The organism is Ignavibacteriales bacterium (assembly GCA_015709675.1).
Classification (GTDB): Bacteria; Bacteroidota; Ignavibacteria; order Ignavibacteriales; family Ignavibacteriaceae; genus H2-BAC3.
The window spans coordinates 1,151,618-1,167,844 of record CP054182.1; the positions used below are offsets into that span (position 1 = coordinate 1,151,618).

Genomic DNA, 16,227 nt, shown 5'->3' on the forward strand with positions numbered 1-16,227 from the left:
ATGAGAAAAAAGATTGCTGTAATAGGACTCGGTCACTTTGGCGAATATCTGAGCCAGAAACTCTCAGATTCAGGCAGTGAAGTTCTCGCCATTGACAAGGATCCGGAAAAACTTGAACAGATTAAAGATGCGGTAACGCAGACGGTTTGTCTGGACTCCTGTGATGAAAAAGTTCTGAGAAGCCAGGGGCTTGAAGAGTTTGATGCAGTGGTGATCGCCCTGCGTGACAACTTTGAAGAAACACTGCTGACCATCATGAATCTGCAGAAGATCGGTGTGAAGCGTATCATAGTCCGCGCGGTTACCGCTGAACATCAGCAGATTTTGAGGCATCTCGGCGTTGATGAAGTGCTGCTGCCTGAGGAAGAAACAGCCATACGGCTTGCTCAGTCACTCACCATGGAAAACATCATTGATTCATTCAGTCTGAATGATGACTATATCATCATCGAAGCCGAAGCACCGGGAGAATATATCGGAAAGACAATCCGTGAACTGGATATGAGAAAAAGTTTCGGGGTAAGTCTGATCACCATAAGGAGAATGACAGAATCAAAAGGGGTTTTAGGGTTTGGCAAAAAAAGCATAGAAAAGATAATCGGCATCCCCGATGCAGACACCGTCGTCGAACGGGGAGATATACTGGTGCTATTCGGACCGGAGAAGAATATTAAAAAGGTTTTTGGGAAGAACTGATTTCGTAGAATTCAATAGCACCGGGCTTAAGCCCGGTGCTATTGAAAGCTTTAAATAACCTCTAATCTATTACAGAAGCTTCGCGGCGTCTTTGGCGAAATAGGTGAGAATCATATCGGCGCCGGCGCGTTTGATGGCATAGAGAGATTCCATCATCACCCGCTGTTCGTCAATCCATCCGTTTGCGCCCGCTGCTTTGATCATGGCATATTCACCGCTGACCTGATATGCTGCGGTCGGCATTTTGAATGTATCTTTCACTCTTCTGATGATATCCAGATACGGTCCTGCGGGTTTTACCATGACGATGTCAGCATTTTCTTCGATGTCGGCTTCAACTTCGCGCAGCGCTTCTTCGGCATTACCGATATCCATCTGATGAGAACGGCGGTCGCCAAAGGCAGGGGTTGATTCAGCTGCATCGCGGAACGGGCCGTAATATCCGGAGGCGTACTTAGCCGCGTAGCTCATAATCGGAATCTTTGTGTGGCCTTTGTAGTCCAGAGCTTTCCTGATAGCATAGATACGGCCGTCCATCATATCTGACGGGGCAATCATATCAGCGCCTGCATCGGCATGAGAAAGGGCTTCTTTAACAAGAAGACTGACGGTTGCATCATTCACAATTTCTTCACCATCAAGCACTCCGCAGTGGCCGTGCGATGTATATTCACACAGGCATACATCGGTGATTACCAGCAGATTGGGTACATCCTTTTTGATTGCGCGGATTGCACGCTGAATTATACCCTGCTCATCATATGCGCCGGAACCGACTTCATCTTTATGATCCGGGATGCCGAACAGAATAACTGCTTTCAGTCCGAGAGCTGCAACTTCAGCGCACTCTTTAACCAGCATATCAATAGAAAGCTGAAAGACACCGGGCATGGACTTAACCGGATTTTTTATATTCTGACCGGGGACAACAAAGAGGGGGTAGATGAAATCATTTTTTGTGAGAACCGTTTCGCGCACCATATCTCTTACGAGCGGATTATAGCGGAGACGGCGGAAGCGTTTAATGGGAAGCTGTGTTGACATGGTTTTCTTCTCTTATGATAAACGTGATAATGCCTTATCGGCGGTTAATTTAGAATTCTTTATGCAGTCCCCCACGGATATGCCTCCGCGGTAATTACCTGCAAGTATTATATCGGGGAAGCGTTTTTCAAACTCATCAAAATAACGCTCATGTTCGATATATCCGATGGTATACTGCGGTATTGCTTTGGACCAGAAACGGTGAGACAGATATACCGGATCGGTAAGTTCGTCAATACCCATAATCTCGCGGAATTCACGCAGAGCTGTATTAATAACCTTTTCCCGGTCTTCATTTGCTATCTGTGAGTTTCTTGCTCCTCCCACAAAAAGGGTAAAGGAAGCAGAGCCATCCGCAGATCTGCCGGGGAAGAGCACGCTGCTCCAGATTGCCCCGAGGAAATTTCTTTTTTCCTTTTCCGGAATAAGGAAGCCAAATCCGTCGAGCGGCTGCTTGATGGCGGCCTTTTCAAAGGCGGTATATACAACAAGCACCGGAGGATAATAGACAGCATCCAGATGATTGGATAATGTGGCATCAAACTTTCTGAACAAAGGTGACGCAATAAAAGCAGGGGCAGTGTTGATTATCATGTCAGCTTCAAACTGCTTGACCGCGCCTGCGTTATTGTAGGAAAGTATATATTTGTTGTTTTCTTTGCTGATTTCCTGCACATCGGCCAGAGGAATGAACCGGTCTTTCAGTTTAGCCGCTATTGCCCGGGGCAGAGTCTGCATGCCGCTGCGGAAAGAAAACATTTTCGCGGACTGCTTTGATTTTTCAGCGCGTTTCTTTCTTTTGCGGATGGACCGGATGGTTCCGAGAATCAGTCCGCCGTATTCTTCTTCCAGTTCGTATAGTTTCGGGAAGGAAGATTTTACGGAGAGATCTTCCGGTCTTCCGGCATATACACCCGAGACAAACGGATTAATTGCGTAATCAAGAAACTCCCTGCCAAGACGCCGTTCAACAAACTGCGCCACACTCTGGTAATAACCATCCTTTGATCTGCCGACGAAAGGTTCTGCCATCAGGCGAAGTTTTGCGCCGGTTGAAAAAAGTTTGCTCTTTAAAAAGAGAGGCGGTGACATCGGAAGGGGATGAAGGATTCCGTCACGGAGTATATATCTTTTATTGCCGGTAGTGCTTGCGTAAATAAATTCATCCTGAAGTTCAAGCCCGGCCACCATTTCCTGCAGAAGGGGGGTGGTCTCAAGTCCGCTGTTGGGTCCCCGGTCAAAGAGAAAACCTGCATCGGCCTGGCTTTCCATTGAGCCGCCGGCTTCAGAACCTTTTTCGAGCACATAAACATCAGCATTTGCCTTGTAGAGCCAGTACGCTATGGAAAGTCCGGAGATTCCTCCGCCGATAATTGCAATTCGCTTAGACAAGTAACAACCTCATTTCTTCTCTGTATATATGCCCGGGCTTATTCGTTCCGGTTATCGCCGCTGCTGATGCCAAAAAGCTCCCGGAGTATGGCGATTTTTGCCATTGCCTCTGGAGACTGTACACCCTGCTCGGCAACTTTTCTGAGTTCCACGGTCGGGTGATGAAGCAGTTTGTTTACGATCCGTTTTGTTATAATTTCAAGCTTTTCTCTGTCTGAATCGGTGAACTTGTTAATCTGATTGCGCACTTCCTCAGCACGGATTTCCTCAAAGTGATCACGCAGCGATTTGATGGTCGGCGCAATTTCGAGCGCGTTATACCAGTTATAAAACGCAACAAGTTCTTCAGTGATGATATTCTGTACCTTGGGAATTTCATCACGCCGCTTTTTCAGATTCTGGTCAACGATGATGTTGAGTGAATCTATGTCATAATAGAATACATTATCAATCTTTTTAATATCCGGGGATATATCACGCGGAACGGCTATATCCATGAATACCGAGGCGGTCTGGCCCCGTTTTTTCATCATCGCTTTCACGTCATCCTGCGTGATAATGATTTCCGGAGCTGAGGTTGCAGATACGATGATATCATACTCATGCAGATTCGCGCGGAACTGGTCAAAAGGAACAACCCGTGCTGATAAATTCTCCGCAACTGATTCTGCTTTACTTAGCGTGCGGTTGGTGAGCACTAAGCGCCCGATGCCTTTATCCCGCAGATGTTTGGCTGCCAGTTCTCCGGTTTCACCTGTACCGATGACTAATGCAGATTTTTTATTCAGGTTTGAGAAAATCTTTTCAATAAGCTGAATTGCCGCGTAACTGACAGTGATTGCACCGTCACTGATGGTGGTTTCCGTTTTTACTCTTTTGCCGACCCGCGCGGCTGAATCAAAAACCCGCTTCATCAGGAATCCCGCAAAGTTCTTTTCTTCCGCCATCTGGAACGATTCTTTGACCTGGCCAAGGATCTGATTATCCCCCACCATAAGAGAATCAATTCCTGAAGCTACACGAAACAGGTGATTTAACGCGGAGCAGCTGAAGAACTTCTGGAAATTATCATCGGATATATCACCGACCGGCTTCCGTTCAATGAGAAACTTTTCGAGATCAAGGTAATTGATGCCGGATGCGGATGGAATGCCGTATATCTCCGTGCGGTTGCAGGTTGAGATAATAAAGCCCTCGGAAAAATATTTTCCCTTCAGCTCATCGAGATAAACTTTAATTTCCTCCGGTGAGAGGTGCAGCGATTCGCGGAGCTCGACCGGCGCGGTTTTATGATTTACGGAAACTGCTAATATATCCATCGTATCAGAAACTTACACATATATAAAAAGAAGCATCACCCATCTCAGTAAAACGAATGAAAACTCTTTGATATAAAATTGGTGACTATGGTTGAAGAGATAGCGAGAACGAATCCGATAATGGAAGTAATAACCACTTTCTTGCCGTACCATTTTCCGCTGAATTTAAGAGTGATACCGATTCCATACATAAGCCAGACAAGCGAAGTGGCGATCAGTTTAGGATCAAAAAACGAAAAATTAGGGAATGCCTGCGGCAGCCAGATAATGCCGATGGTCATGGCAATGGTCAGGAGTACAAAACCGATAATAGCTGAATAAAAACTGAGTTTTTCCAGCAGTTCCAGATTCGGGAGCCGGTCAAAAAGGAGGCCGTATTTGTTCACCTTCAGATCCTTGTAAAGCGTAAGGTAGAGGAAGCCGTAGACTGCTGATATGGTGATGCCGGAATAACCGAGCAGCGCGCTGAAAACATGGGTGCCGAGCAGGTTGCTCCGGAGGACATCCCTTACCTCGACGAGATCCTCAATAAAAATTGTCGAAATGGTTTGGAAAACAACGGCAATGAATATGATGAAGACACCGGTTCCGCGGATATCGGTAAGGAGCTCCAGGATAAAATAGGAAAAACAGATGGCAAAGGCCAGAACGGTAAATATCTCAAAGACATTGGTGATCGGAGGATGGTCAAAAGCAATGGTTCTGATGATAAGGTAGAAAAAATGAACCAGAAGTGAGACAAAAAGCAACACCCGGGTAAGATTTTTAGTAAATTTCTCACCGCGGAGGAAATCATACAGATACCCCCCGAAAAGGATGAGGTAAAGCATGAATACTGTCACATTTGCTATATCAACGACCTGAGCCATTCTCATTTCTTGTAATACTATTCTGAAAATTAACCATAATGACCAAAAACGGCAATTATTAAATATTTGCACACGTTTCCCATAAATAAACAATTATTGTGCCATCTGAGGCCGTGAGGTAAAACACGGGAAAACAGGGTGAACAGAAAAGAAATCTTTATTGTCAGAGTGATATTTGATATATTTACCCTTTAATTTTCTTTCGAAACTAAAAATCAATCATCATTTCAGGAGGATAAATGTTCTCAGCAAAAGTTCTTAGATTATTTGTTGTGCTGTTCATGGGTACGGCAGTATTCTTCGCTGGCTGCGAAAAGAAAGAACAGCCGGCTAATAACGATACAACAAATACCACCACGGTAGACACGGTTAAAACACCGCCGGCTCCCGTTGCTCCAACCCTCACGGGTAACTGGTCAGGTAAATTCAGAGATAAGAAAATGGTTCTGAAAGTTACCGCTCAGACCGGAAACGATTTTGAAGGTGAAACCACCGTTAACTGGGCAAAACCGCTCGTATCAAAAGTTAAAGGTACCGTTGACCCTGCAACCAAAGCTCTCAAATTTGAAGATGTTGAGAGAGGTCCTGACGCTGGTCTTTATGAAGGAACACTGAGCGAAGACGGAAAAACCTTTACCGGTAAGTTCTCACTGAACTCAGCTCCAAATAAGACCTTCGACGTAACCCTTAAAATGGACTAAAATTAATTATATATATCAGGAGATAATTCATGAAAAAACTTCTTTATTCCGTTATGGTCCTGTCGCTCGGATTTTTCCTTGCGTCATGCGACGAAACAACAACCGATCCGGATCCGGTAGCCGGCACAGGCAATATCGTTCTTACTTCAACTCCTTCAGGAGCTCAGATTTTCCAGGGTACAACCAACTCTGGCAAAGTTACTCCTGATACTCTGAAGAATGTAACTGCCGGTTCAGTAAGCATCACTCTGAAACTGAGTGACTACAAGGATACAACCTTCACTGTAACAGTCACCTCAGGTCAGACTACAACCAAAGCTGTTACTTTAACCCCGGTTCCGCTTTTAGTTGAAACCTTCAATGATATCCAGCTCTTTGAAAAAGCTGCAAGCGGTTTCTCAGGACTTGATCTCTCATCAGGCACCAGAGTTAATTCTACCTCAGCAGATGCTGATATCTTCTTTGATGTAACCGAAATAAAGAGCCAGCACCTCCGTCCTGGCACCACACTTCGTTACACTGATTTCTACAATGGCGTAACTGCTACCAATCTTGATGACGGCGCAGATGCTCCTGCTTATTCAAGCACCAGCGGTGAGTGGACCTATACTAAAGCAAGTACTTCAACTACGTATAGCTTCCTCTATACCAACGATCTGAATTTTGTAAAACTGAAAATCACCTCAACCGGCGGCGGCACAGGCCCATCCGATCCGGATAAGTGGGTAAGAGTTTCTTACAAATACAATCAGACCGCAAGAGACAGAAGATTCTAATCTCTTAATTCTTAGGCCGCCTTTCTAAAAAGGCGGCCTTTTTTTTAACTTTATGTTAGGGGCTCAAATGAACTTCAAAATCCTTCTCCTGCAGAGCATTATGGCAATGCTTCTGCTAAACTCATGTTCCGATGAAAAACCAACTGAACCAAACGAACCAGTTTATGGCTATGTTTATATTGTCACCCAGCCGGATAGTGCCGAAATATTTGTAAACGATATAAGTACTTCCAAATTCTCACCTGATACAATTAAAGTGCCCGTTGGCAATCAAAAAATTTCAATTAAAAAAAGCGGTTATCGAGACACTACTTTAACAGTGACGGTAGTTAAAGAGGAATATATTTTGAGAACAATTCAGCTTTTACCTGGCGTCACTGGCAGCATCTACATTAATAGTAATCCCGCTAATGCGAAAATATACGTAAATGGTGTCAATACAAACAAAGCAACTCCAAATACAATTTCAGGTCTCCTGCCAAAGTCATATGAGTTTACCTTAAAAAAAGTAGGCTATTACGACGTGACCTTTTTTGTTAATATAATCTCAGGTGAAACTATCGTCAGAAACGTCGATTTGTTGGTGGCTCCACCAGGCTCTATAGTGATTGGCTCATTTCCATCTGGCGCCCAGATATATAATAATGGTATAAACACTGGCAAAACTACTCCAGACACGATAAACAATCTATATGGAGTTAATAATTTTACACTTAAACTAACTGAATTTTACGATACAACTTTTTCTGTAGAAGCACTACCTGGAGAAGTAGTTACAAAGAATATAGTGCTGACACAAGAAATAATACCAATTCTGTCTTTTTCAAACATTAAACTATTTGAAAAGGCGAGTTCGAATTATTCGGGGTTGAATCTTGCTTCAGGGACATTGGTTAATTCAAATTCTTCAGATGCAGACATTTATCTTGATATTGTTGACCTAAAAAGTCAGCATTTAAGGCCTGGTACAACACTTCGTTACACTGATTTTTATAATAATATTTTTTCAGTTAACATCGAAGATGGTATTGATGCGCCATTTTACTCAAGCACCAGTGGTGATTGGACTTACTCAAAATCCGGAAATTCAATAACTTACAGTTTTCTTTATACTAATAGCCTCAACTATGTTAAGTTAATTATAAATTCAAAAGGGGGCGGTACCGGACCAACAGATCCGTTTAGATGGGTTATTGTTTCGTACAAGTATAATCAGACTCAAAGAGATACAAGATTCTAATTTAGATCTCAGGTCTGAAACAAAAAGCCGCTCCGTGAAAACGGGGCGGCTTTTTTATGGGTATATATCAATAGGGGGGAGCATGAAAATCTTCAGTAGAGACGATGCATGCATCGTCTCTACTGAGAAAACCCAATCTAAGGTTTTCAGCGTCACGGGGAAGAAGGGAAAGCTGCACAAATGTATCAACCAAATCAACCACACCATCGCGACAGCAAGACGACGCAATCGCACGAACTGGATGTGTATATACAATCCGAATAGCGATTGCATCGTCTTTACAAAGGACGAGGGGTTTTCCACGGAGACGATGCATGCATCGTCTCTACCGGAAAAATTCTGATAATTCTATAAATTAATCAGGCAACCCACCATTCAAAATTCATACTTCATAATTCACAATTCATAATTATCTTCTGTGTTTCAGGATCTTTGATTCCATTCCGCCATAAACCAGTTCTCTGGCTGCAGCGCTTCTGATGAAATCATGAGGGAAACCGTACTCTATGGCGCTTACTTTTTCCAGGCGGGCAAGGTGGTCATCGGTCAGGGTAACTGAACTATAAGCAAGACTCTCTTTTAACTGCTCCGCATTCTTAGCACCGATAACCGGTATAATCACCTGCGGACGCTGCATAACCCACTTCACGGCAACCGCGGCGGAAGGCACTCCGAGCTCCTGCGCGATGGTATATACTTCTTTCGCAATGGCAACAGACCGTTCATTCAGGCGTTTGCTTTCCGGTTTCAGCCGTTTCTTATCATTGTCATTGTTTAAGTACTTTCCCGTAAGCGCACCTCCTGCAAGAGGAGCCCAGGCAGTGACGGCCATATCGAATGAGTCTGCCATCGGCAGTAAATCTCGCTCTGCATCACGGGTTATCAGACTGTATTCTGCCTGTACCGCCTGAAATCTGTTCCACCCGCGGAACTCAGCAATGGTATTTGCCTGTGAGACAATCCACGCAGGTGTGTCGGATATTCCGGCATACAGAATCTTACCGGAAGATATCAGATCATCAAACGCGCGGAGGATTTCATCTGCGCCGGTAAGACCATCCCATATATGCAGATAGTAGAGGTCTATATATTCGGTCTGCAGGCGTTTAAGACTTTTTTCAAGTGAGTAGATCATGTTTTTCCGGTTATTCCCCGCGGCGTTAATTTCCCCCTTTTCATTATAGAGGGAGTATTTGGTTGCCAGAATAATTTTATCGCGAACCGGTTTTGCAAATTCACCCAGGAAAGATTCTGATGTTCCTTCTGTATATCTGTTAGCGGTATCAACAAAGTTGCCTCCGGCTTCCACGAACGTGTTAAATACCTTGCGGCTTATTTCCTTGTTGGCGCCGTAGCCCCACTCCTCACCAAAAGTCATTGTTCCAAGACAGACCTCCGAAACTTTAAGTCCTGTTTTTCCGAGCAGTTTATAGTTCACGCATACCTCACATTAATAGTAAAAAAGTGTATATTTTTAGGAACGAAATTCTGAATTGATAAAGAATTACACACGAAAGATGCCGCAAGATAATGAAAGTTATCACAAATACAGATGAATTTCCTGATTACCTGAAAGACGCTTCAAACTTCAGAGGAAACTGTGATGCTCTGCTGATGCCGGTGCATGAAGAGGAAATTCAGGAAGCGGTGGAGTTCGCGGGGCGTGAGGGATTACCACTAACCATTGCCGGCAACGGTACGGGACTGACCGGAGGACGGGTACCGCAGGGAGGCGCTGTGCTGTCTCTGGAAAAGATTCCTCACCGGATTTTATTTGATGAAGAAAAAAAATGTGTAACTGTTTCAGCCGGGCTTCCTTTAATCAGACTGCTTGAGGCGGTTGATGAGCGAGGCCTTTTTTTTCCGCCTGATCCTACCGAGAAACTCTGTGCCTGCGGCGGTATTGTTGCGACGAATGCTTCAGGAGCCAAGTCTTTTTCTTACGGGGCTGTCAGAAATTTTGTTGAATCACTTGATCTCATTCTCGCAGACGGAAGTTCTTTTACCGTTAAGCGGGGTGAGTTTATTGCATCCGGTAATACCTTTGGAACTCTGACGTTTCTCCGGGAAGGCAATCTTACTTTTTCTCCTCTCCCAATGCCGGAGGTGAAAAACGCTTCAGGTTATTTTCTCAAATCCGGAATGGACCTGATTGATCTTTTTATCGGTTCGGAGGGGACTCTGGCGCTCACACGGAATATAACGTTCCGGCTGCTTCCCAAACCTGCCGGTATCCTCTCCTGCCTGGCTAATTTTGTTACAGAGGAGGGGGCGCTTGATTTTATTCAGGAATTGCGTTTACTAAGCGGAGAACAGAAACCGCTTGCCATAGAATATTTTGACCAGGGAGCACTCCGGCTGCTTAAAGCGGATTACCATTTCACGGATGACCGGGCTGCGGCCGCGGTCTGGTTTGAGTTTGAAACAGCGGAAGAGATTCCAGAGCCATTACTGGATATCCTGACGGCACTATTCGCCGGCTGCGGGGGAAAAGGAGAGATTATGATGGCATCATCCCCGGGAGAAAGGAGGCAGCTTGAATTGATGCGTCATGCTGCCGCCTATAAGGTGAATGAATACATCGCTTCCAGGGGAGTGAGAAAGCTGGGGACGGATACAGCAGTACCGGCAGCCGCCTTCAGGGACTTCTATTTTGAAAGCAGAAATCTGGTAAAAAAATCCGGGCTGGATTATGTGATCTATGGCCATTTCGGGAACAGTCATATCCACCTGAATATGCTGCCGGAAAATCAGACACAGTTTGAGGCGGGGAAGGAAATCTACGCGGAATTGTGCAAAAACGCAATCCTGCGCGGCGGGACGGTCTCAGCGGAGCACGGAATTGGTAAAATCAAGAAGGATTACCTGCGGATGATGTACGGAGAGGCTGGAATAGGGGCAATGAAGGAGGTAAAACGTGTTTTTGACCCCGGTTTCAGGCTTGGGAGGGGGAATTTATTTGATCCGGACTGAACCCCGACCCCGGATGATTTGGTTTCAGAATTTATCCGGAAATAATTATATTTGGAATTATAACAAGGAAAAATATCCATGGCAAAACAGCAATCGTTCGGCGATAAGAACAAAAACAAAAAGCAGCAGTCCGGTGTGAATGTAAAGGTCATCAAGGCAATGAAGACCACTAAGGGCTCTGTAAAATACAGCGAGCGCTTCGTTAAATTAGATACCGTAGATAAGGTTACTGAAATAAAGTAATTTTACCGCTATCGGCAGAGTTTGAGGCCGTCCCCTAACCTGGATGGCCTTTTTGCTTTTAAAGGAGGCTTGGTTTTTGGTTCGTAGTTCTTGGTTCTTGGTTCGTAGTTCTTGGTGCTTAGTTCTTGGTTCTTGGTGCTTAGTTCTTGGTTCGAATATTCGAAGAATTAAAATTTCACAGTTAACAATTCATACTTCACAATTCATACTTCATACTTCACAATTCATACTTCATACTTCACAATTCATACTTCATACTTCATACTTCAATACCTATTTTAATGTCTTCAGAAGCCAGTTTGAAATCTCCGGGAAAAGTGCGACTGCAAGAAGGCATAAAAGCTGCATAATGACATAGGGCACTGCACCTTTATATATCTGCATGGTTGAAACTCCTTCCGGAGCGACACCTTTGAGATAAAAAAGTGAAAACCCGAAAGGCGGAGTCAGAAACGAAGTCTGCAAATTAAGCGCGATCAGGATGGCGATATATTTCATGTCAAATCCGTAATGCACGGCAATGGGCGCGATGACCGGCACCAGAATAAAAACAATCTCAATAAAATCAATAAAAAATCCCGCGATAAAAATGAGCAGCATCATAAGAAAAAGAAAAAGATGCGGTCCAAGTTCCGAGGCGATAATCAGTTCCGTCAGATAGCGGTCTCCGTTGAGCCCTCTGAAAACCAGCGCGAATGCCGAAGCGCCTATGAGAATCATAAAAACCATTGAAGTAATGGTAACCGTTTTGGTTGAAACATACTTCAGGTTTTCAAACGAGAGTTTTTTCTTGTAGAGGGTCAGAAGCGCTGCACCCATTGCTCCGACTGCAGCCGCTTCGGTGGGAGACGCAATGCCGGCAAAAATGGAACCAAGCACGGCAATTACGAGCATTCCAGGGAGCAGAAGCGAGGTAACAATCCGCCGCAATTTTCCTTCATGCGAGAACCCGGCCAGTGCTTCAGCGGGCATGGCGGGGAATACTGCCGGTCGGAGCAGAGTAACCGACAATATATATACGAAGTAAAGCAGCACCAGAAAAATGCCCGGACCGGTTGCGGCAATAAAAAGATCACCTATGGGAAGATTCAAAACGCTTCCCAGCAGAATCAGAATAACACTCGGGGGAATAATCTGCCCCAGAGTTCCTGATGCCGCGATGATTCCCGCTGAGGCCTGTATATCACAATTGCGTTTAATCATAACGGGAAGACCGAGGACGCCAAGTGTTACAACGGTGGCCCCGACGATGCCGGTTGATGCACCAAGAATTGCTCCGACAAAAAGAACGGCAAAGGCAAGTCCCCCGCGCAGCTTCCCGAATATGAGGGCGAGTGTTTCAAGCAGCTCTTCGGCAATACCTGATTTCTCAAACATCAGTCCCATAAAAATGAACATTGGAACGGAAATCAGTACATAGTTTGTCATAGTTCCCCAGATGCGCAGGGGGAGCAGATAAAAAAAGTCAAACCCGAAAACCAGCATTCCAAATACTACTGAAACACCTCCGAGGGTAAAGGCAACGGGAAATCCGGAGAGAAGGAAAATAATAACTACTGCAAAGAAGAGCAGCGGCAGGACATCATTCATGTGTCAGGCCCTTCCCTTCCCCGCCGCGAAAGCGGATAAAGGTTTTAATAAACGTGCTTATCCCCGCAAGCATCAGAAGCAGGAAGGAAAGGGGAATCATGGCTTTCAGTATATATCTCCCCGGCAGCCCGCCGCCGTCAGGAGAGCGCTCAAGCACACGCCAGGAGCTGGTGACAAAGAACTCTGAGGAAACAATGCCAGTGATGCAAAAAGGAATCAGAAAAAGGATAATGCCTGCCATCTCAACAATCATCTGCTTCCGCGGATTCAGGCCGGAGTGGAAAACGTCAATGCGGACATGCTCATTGGTCAGGTACGTATATCCCGCTCCGAGGAGAAAGATAAGAGAATAAAGATGCCACTCAAGCTCCTGCAGGGCAACGCTGCTGCTGCTGAATATATACCGCGCGGCCACGTCATAACAGATGATCAGGAGGAGTAAAATGGTTACAGCCGCCGCTGCTCCGCCGGTTATTCTCTGAACCCGGTCAATAACTCCGGTGATTAATGATACTGCACCTTTACTCAAACGCATTCTCCAGATGGGTTATTTTATATTCATCTTCAGCGGTTTTCAGGATTCCCACCACGTCAAACCGGCATTCGGTACCGGTAATTTTCTTTTCATGAAGGTAGGCTTCCGCGGTTTTTCTGATCTGCAGGATTTTCCCTTTTGTTATTCCTTCTTCGGGAAGACCAAAATAAAGATTAAGCCGTGTTTTTACTTCAATAAAGACCAGCGTATTGCCATGCCAGGCAATCAGATCAATTTCCCCCTTGCCATAGCGGTATTGTTTTTCAATAATGGCAAAACCTTTCTGTTCAAGAAAATCCACAGCCATCTTTTCGCCGAAATCGCCCTTGTTTTTAGTTGAGCCGGAGTTCATACTGTCTTCCCTCAAGGATATTATTTAAAAAACTGCGGCGGTGATGCGGCGTGATGCCGTGCTGCCTTATAGCCTCAATATGATCACGGGTGGGATAACCCTTATTACTTTTCCAGTTATATACGGGGAATTCATCCGCGAGCCCGGTCATGATGCGGTCCCGGATTACTTTTGCAATAATGGATGCAGCGCCTATTGCCATAGATTTACCGTCACCTTTAATCACCGGTAGGGCGGGTATATCAGAAGGGAAGGATTTATTGCCGTCAATCAGAATATATTCAGGCCGGCGGGTGAGTTTGCGGACTGATTCAGACATGGCGCGCAGCGATGCCTGCAGGATATTTATTTCATCAATTTTTTCCGGAGTGATAATGGTGAAGGAAAAAGAAAGCGCATGTCTCAGGATTTCAGGAAAAAGCTCTTCCCGTTTCCGGCTGCTCAGTTTTTTTGAGTCTCCGATACCCCGGATATATATATCCGGCGGAAAAAGCACTGCAGCGGCAACCACCGGTCCGGCAAGAGGCCCGCGTCCGGCTTCATCAGTGCCGGCAATCAGGGAGATATCCCCCGTGCGGAAGGAGTGGTCAAATTTATAATTTTCCGGCAGCAATGGCAATCAGTCCGGTAATCATGGAAGCTTTCATATATATACTCGCCCTGCGGTATCCTTCATTCCCAAGGGAATTCCGCCAGGAGGAGCGCTCGGCAAGGGCCGCAAGAGGATTCACCACAATCATCACGATAATAAAAAACTCAATTTTATAAACCCCGAAAATAAAGGGAAGCAGTGTGGAAAGAAAGAGTGCGGCTGCCGTTATCCGCACAAAAACCTTCCCTCTTTTTTCGCCATAGAGGACGGGAAAAGTGCCGGCGCCGGTTGCTTTATCACCGCTGATATCTTCCAGATCTTTCAGTACTTCACGCATCAGTGTGGTCAGAAATGCAAAGAGAAAGGGGAAATACCCCGCTGATATGTCGCCTGCCGCAAGGGCGCCATAAGGAAAAACCAGTCCGGTGAACAGCGCCACAGAAAAATTACCGGCGAGTGCGGTTCGTTTAAGTTTATAAGCATACAACCAGAGCCCGGCGAATACGGCAAAGGCGATAGCAAAGGCAAGATAGCTAACCCTTACAGCCAGAATCAGCCCGGAGAGAGTGAGCAGAAGGTAATAATTAAAAGCTGCGTTCAGCCCAATGGCTCCGGAGGGAAGCGGTCGGCCGGGACGGTTTATCCGGTCGGTTTCGATATCATAGATATCATTGATGACATTGCCTCCTGCAGCGATCAGGGAGGCAGAGCATCCTGCCAGAAACATCACCCCGTAATCAGTTCCGCCGGCAAGCCAGTAGCCGGTTATGGCCGAAAGGAACGTGATGAGCAGGTTAAGCGGCCGGGTTATCAGAATGTAATTGTGCATACGTAAAATTACGAAATTACCTGATTGTGGTAACGATTTTTACTGACAGGATTACGCTTAGCTAAGCATCTCTATGTTATATTTACCGCATGAAAAAATATCTCCTACTTCTGGTGCTGCTTTTACTGACGGGGGAACAGATGCCGCAGCCTGTTTCCAATCTTGAGAGGATGAATGAACTGCTCGGCGGAATGCTTCAGACTCTGGGGCGGGACTGGCGTCAGACGGGGGTGAAGTCTCTCAGGATTAATCTGGAGGGGGATCTGAAATACTTTGAGGGAAGGATTCTTCAGGAAGAAAAATCACTCCTGACCGAAGCAGGGGAAGAGTATATACTCACCATCTCCGCGGTGAAGGTACACTACCGAGATCCTGAACGTGACGGTTTTTTCGGGGAGATGGCTTATACACGAGAGGTATATCTGAAACTGGAGTGGTATTCGGAATCATCCGGACTCAAAGAATTTGAATCTTCCATTACAGATACGATTACCGAAAAAAATATCCCGGATGCCGAACAGCAGTATCTTCCTTTTACCGTGGGAACGAAAGAGCCGCCCGGTTTTTTTAGCGGCTACTTTGAGGAAATCACCGCAGCAGTGGTAACGGGCGTGGCAGCCTATCTGTTTTTTTCGGTGAGATCAAAGTAACGGGAAATTCAGCCGCGAATTGTACGAATAGGAAAGAATTAATGATATGGTAAAATCTATTATACCGTATAATTCAGTTTTGAATTATTAATTCTGTATTCATCATTCTGGATTCTCTATTCCCCCGAAACTGTTTTTCTCCGGATTGTTTGAAATCTGTTGTTTTTCAAACGGACAGTATCTAATTTTCTGTTGTGCTTTAGGTTAATATCATACATCTGCACGGGTGCATGAACGCGTGCATCGGGTTATGAAGATATTTGCCGGTACTTGTAAAACCTGATATTCCTCTTTGTTATTCAAGGGGGGGAAACACGTTAAGCGGGGTTCACTTCCTGCCGGTTTTCCATACCGGAAATTTCTTTCAGAGACCTATACCTGAGGCCAGGTTGAACAATTTTTCGAGGGAATAAACTGGTTCCGAAA

17 protein-coding genes are annotated in these 16,227 nt (G+C 45.3%); 7 read left to right on the plus strand and 10 right to left on the minus strand.

Features of this window, described 5'->3' with window-relative positions; all coding sequences use genetic code 11:
* Complete coding sequence (locus HRU80_04260; GenBank protein QOJ28129.1) at positions 1 to 696, plus strand: TrkA family potassium uptake protein; 696 nt, start codon at positions 1 to 3, stop codon at positions 694 to 696.
* 69 nt (positions 697 to 765) lie between these two features.
* On the opposite strand, the gene hemB is transcribed toward HRU80_04260, so the two are convergent.
* Genes hemB through ccsA form a run of 4 tightly spaced genes read right to left on the minus strand, consistent with a single transcriptional unit; the run spans position 766 to position 5,320 of the window.
* Positions 766 to 1,740 carry a porphobilinogen synthase gene (gene hemB / locus HRU80_04265; protein QOJ28130.1) on the minus strand — a complete coding sequence of 325 codons (975 nt, stop codon included), beginning with the start codon at positions 1,738 to 1,740 and terminating at the stop codon, positions 766 to 768.
* A 12-nt stretch (positions 1,741 to 1,752) separates the two neighbouring features.
* Positions 1,753 to 3,132 (minus strand): protoporphyrinogen oxidase, encoded by a 1,380-nt coding sequence (gene hemG / locus HRU80_04270; protein ID QOJ28131.1) that lies wholly within the window; start codon positions 3,130 to 3,132, stop codon positions 1,753 to 1,755.
* Between the two features lie 38 nt (positions 3,133 to 3,170).
* On the minus strand, positions 3,171 to 4,451 hold the full coding sequence (locus HRU80_04275) for a glutamyl-tRNA reductase (GenBank protein QOJ28132.1): 1,281 nt from the start codon (positions 4,449 to 4,451) through the stop codon (positions 3,171 to 3,173).
* A 44-nt stretch (positions 4,452 to 4,495) separates the two neighbouring features.
* Positions 4,496 to 5,320 carry a cytochrome c biogenesis protein CcsA gene (gene ccsA, locus HRU80_04280; protein QOJ28133.1) on the minus strand — a complete coding sequence of 275 codons (825 nt, stop codon included), beginning with the start codon at positions 5,318 to 5,320 and terminating at the stop codon, positions 4,496 to 4,498.
* 239 nt (positions 5,321 to 5,559) lie between these two features.
* On the opposite strand from ccsA, the gene HRU80_04285 reads away from it, so the two are divergent.
* From HRU80_04285 to HRU80_04295, 3 genes are all read left to right on the plus strand, one after another.
* A complete protein-coding gene (locus HRU80_04285; protein ID QOJ28134.1) occupies positions 5,560 to 6,021 on the plus strand; it encodes a hypothetical protein in 462 nt (153 codons plus the stop codon).
* 29 nt (positions 6,022 to 6,050) lie between these two features.
* Positions 6,051 to 6,797 carry a PEGA domain-containing protein gene (locus tag HRU80_04290; GenBank protein QOJ28135.1) on the plus strand — a complete coding sequence of 249 codons (747 nt, stop codon included), beginning with the start codon at positions 6,051 to 6,053 and terminating at the stop codon, positions 6,795 to 6,797.
* A gap of 67 nt (positions 6,798 to 6,864) precedes the next feature.
* Positions 6,865 to 8,037, plus strand: coding sequence for a PEGA domain-containing protein (locus tag HRU80_04295; protein ID QOJ28136.1), 1,173 nt, complete (start codon positions 6,865 to 6,867; stop codon positions 8,035 to 8,037).
* A 409-nt stretch (positions 8,038 to 8,446) separates the two neighbouring features.
* Here HRU80_04295 and HRU80_04300 read toward each other — a convergent pair whose 3' ends face one another.
* Complete coding sequence (locus HRU80_04300) at positions 8,447 to 9,475, minus strand: aldo/keto reductase (GenBank protein QOJ28137.1); 1,029 nt, start codon at positions 9,473 to 9,475, stop codon at positions 8,447 to 8,449.
* Positions 9,476 to 9,567: 92 nt separating this feature from the next.
* Here HRU80_04300 and HRU80_04305 point away from each other — a divergent pair, with 92 nt between their 5' ends.
* A complete protein-coding gene (locus HRU80_04305; GenBank protein ID QOJ28138.1) occupies positions 9,568 to 11,010 on the plus strand; it encodes an FAD-binding oxidoreductase in 1,443 nt (480 codons plus the stop codon).
* 78 nt (positions 11,011 to 11,088) lie between these two features.
* Positions 11,089 to 11,253, plus strand: a complete 165-nt coding sequence (locus tag HRU80_04310) for a hypothetical protein (GenBank protein QOJ28139.1) — start codon at positions 11,089 to 11,091, stop codon at positions 11,251 to 11,253.
* Between the two features lie 273 nt (positions 11,254 to 11,526).
* Here HRU80_04310 and HRU80_04315 read toward each other — a convergent pair whose 3' ends face one another.
* Genes HRU80_04315 through HRU80_04335 form a run of 5 tightly spaced genes read right to left on the minus strand, consistent with a single transcriptional unit; the run spans position 11,527 to position 15,151 of the window.
* Positions 11,527 to 12,843: a TRAP transporter large permease subunit gene (locus HRU80_04315; GenBank protein QOJ28140.1), complete on the minus strand. Its 1,317-nt coding sequence runs from the start codon at positions 12,841 to 12,843 to the stop codon at positions 11,527 to 11,529.
* Positions 12,836 to 13,378: a TRAP transporter small permease subunit gene (locus HRU80_04320; GenBank protein QOJ28141.1), complete on the minus strand. Its 543-nt coding sequence runs from the start codon at positions 13,376 to 13,378 to the stop codon at positions 12,836 to 12,838. The genes HRU80_04315 and HRU80_04320 overlap by 8 nt, the downstream gene beginning before the upstream one ends.
* The gene (locus HRU80_04325) at positions 13,365 to 13,730 is read right to left on the minus strand and encodes a YraN family protein (protein QOJ28142.1); all 366 of its coding nucleotides are present in this window, start codon (positions 13,728 to 13,730) and stop codon (positions 13,365 to 13,367) included. The genes HRU80_04320 and HRU80_04325 overlap by 14 nt, the downstream gene beginning before the upstream one ends.
* On the minus strand, positions 13,711 to 14,340 hold the full coding sequence (locus tag HRU80_04330) for a ribonuclease HII (protein QOJ30449.1): 630 nt from the start codon (positions 14,338 to 14,340) through the stop codon (positions 13,711 to 13,713). The genes HRU80_04325 and HRU80_04330 overlap by 20 nt, the downstream gene beginning before the upstream one ends.
* Entirely contained in the window at positions 14,324 to 15,151 is an 828-nt protein-coding gene (locus HRU80_04335; protein ID QOJ28143.1) for a geranylgeranylglycerol-phosphate geranylgeranyltransferase, read from the minus strand. Before HRU80_04335 ends, HRU80_04330 begins: the two co-directional genes overlap by 17 nt.
* Positions 15,152 to 15,240: 89 nt before the next feature.
* Here HRU80_04335 and HRU80_04340 point away from each other — a divergent pair, with 89 nt between their 5' ends.
* Positions 15,241 to 15,801, plus strand: a complete 561-nt coding sequence (locus tag HRU80_04340; protein ID QOJ28144.1) for a hypothetical protein — start codon at positions 15,241 to 15,243, stop codon at positions 15,799 to 15,801.
* Positions 15,802 to 16,227 lie beyond the last annotated feature (426 nt).

Coding starts and splice junctions, on each gene's coding strand:
- HRU80_04275 (QOJ28132.1), bottom strand. CDS start 4,451: ATGGATATATTAGCAGTTTCCGTAAATCATAAAACCGCGCCGGTCGAG.
- HRU80_04260 (QOJ28129.1), top strand. CDS start 1: ATGAGAAAAAAGATTGCTGTAATAGGACTCGGTCACTTTGGCGAATAT.
- HRU80_04295 (QOJ28136.1), top strand. CDS start 6,865: ATGAACTTCAAAATCCTTCTCCTGCAGAGCATTATGGCAATGCTTCTG.
- HRU80_04290 (QOJ28135.1), top strand. CDS start 6,051: ATGAAAAAACTTCTTTATTCCGTTATGGTCCTGTCGCTCGGATTTTTC.
- HRU80_04340 (QOJ28144.1), top strand. CDS start 15,241: ATGAAAAAATATCTCCTACTTCTGGTGCTGCTTTTACTGACGGGGGAA.
- ccsA (QOJ28133.1), bottom strand. CDS start 5,320: ATGGCTCAGGTCGTTGATATAGCAAATGTGACAGTATTCATGCTTTAC.
- HRU80_04310 (QOJ28139.1), top strand. CDS start 11,089: ATGGCAAAACAGCAATCGTTCGGCGATAAGAACAAAAACAAAAAGCAG.
- HRU80_04335 (QOJ28143.1), bottom strand. CDS start 15,151: ATGCACAATTACATTCTGATAACCCGGCCGCTTAACCTGCTCATCACG.
- HRU80_04315 (QOJ28140.1), bottom strand. CDS start 12,843: ATGAATGATGTCCTGCCGCTGCTCTTCTTTGCAGTAGTTATTATTTTC.
- HRU80_04325 (QOJ28142.1), bottom strand. CDS start 13,730: ATGAACTCCGGCTCAACTAAAAACAAGGGCGATTTCGGCGAAAAGATG.
- HRU80_04320 (QOJ28141.1), bottom strand. CDS start 13,378: ATGCGTTTGAGTAAAGGTGCAGTATCATTAATCACCGGAGTTATTGAC.
- hemB (QOJ28130.1), bottom strand. CDS start 1,740: ATGTCAACACAGCTTCCCATTAAACGCTTCCGCCGTCTCCGCTATAAT.
- HRU80_04285 (QOJ28134.1), top strand. CDS start 5,560: ATGTTCTCAGCAAAAGTTCTTAGATTATTTGTTGTGCTGTTCATGGGT.
- HRU80_04305 (QOJ28138.1), top strand. CDS start 9,568: ATGAAAGTTATCACAAATACAGATGAATTTCCTGATTACCTGAAAGAC.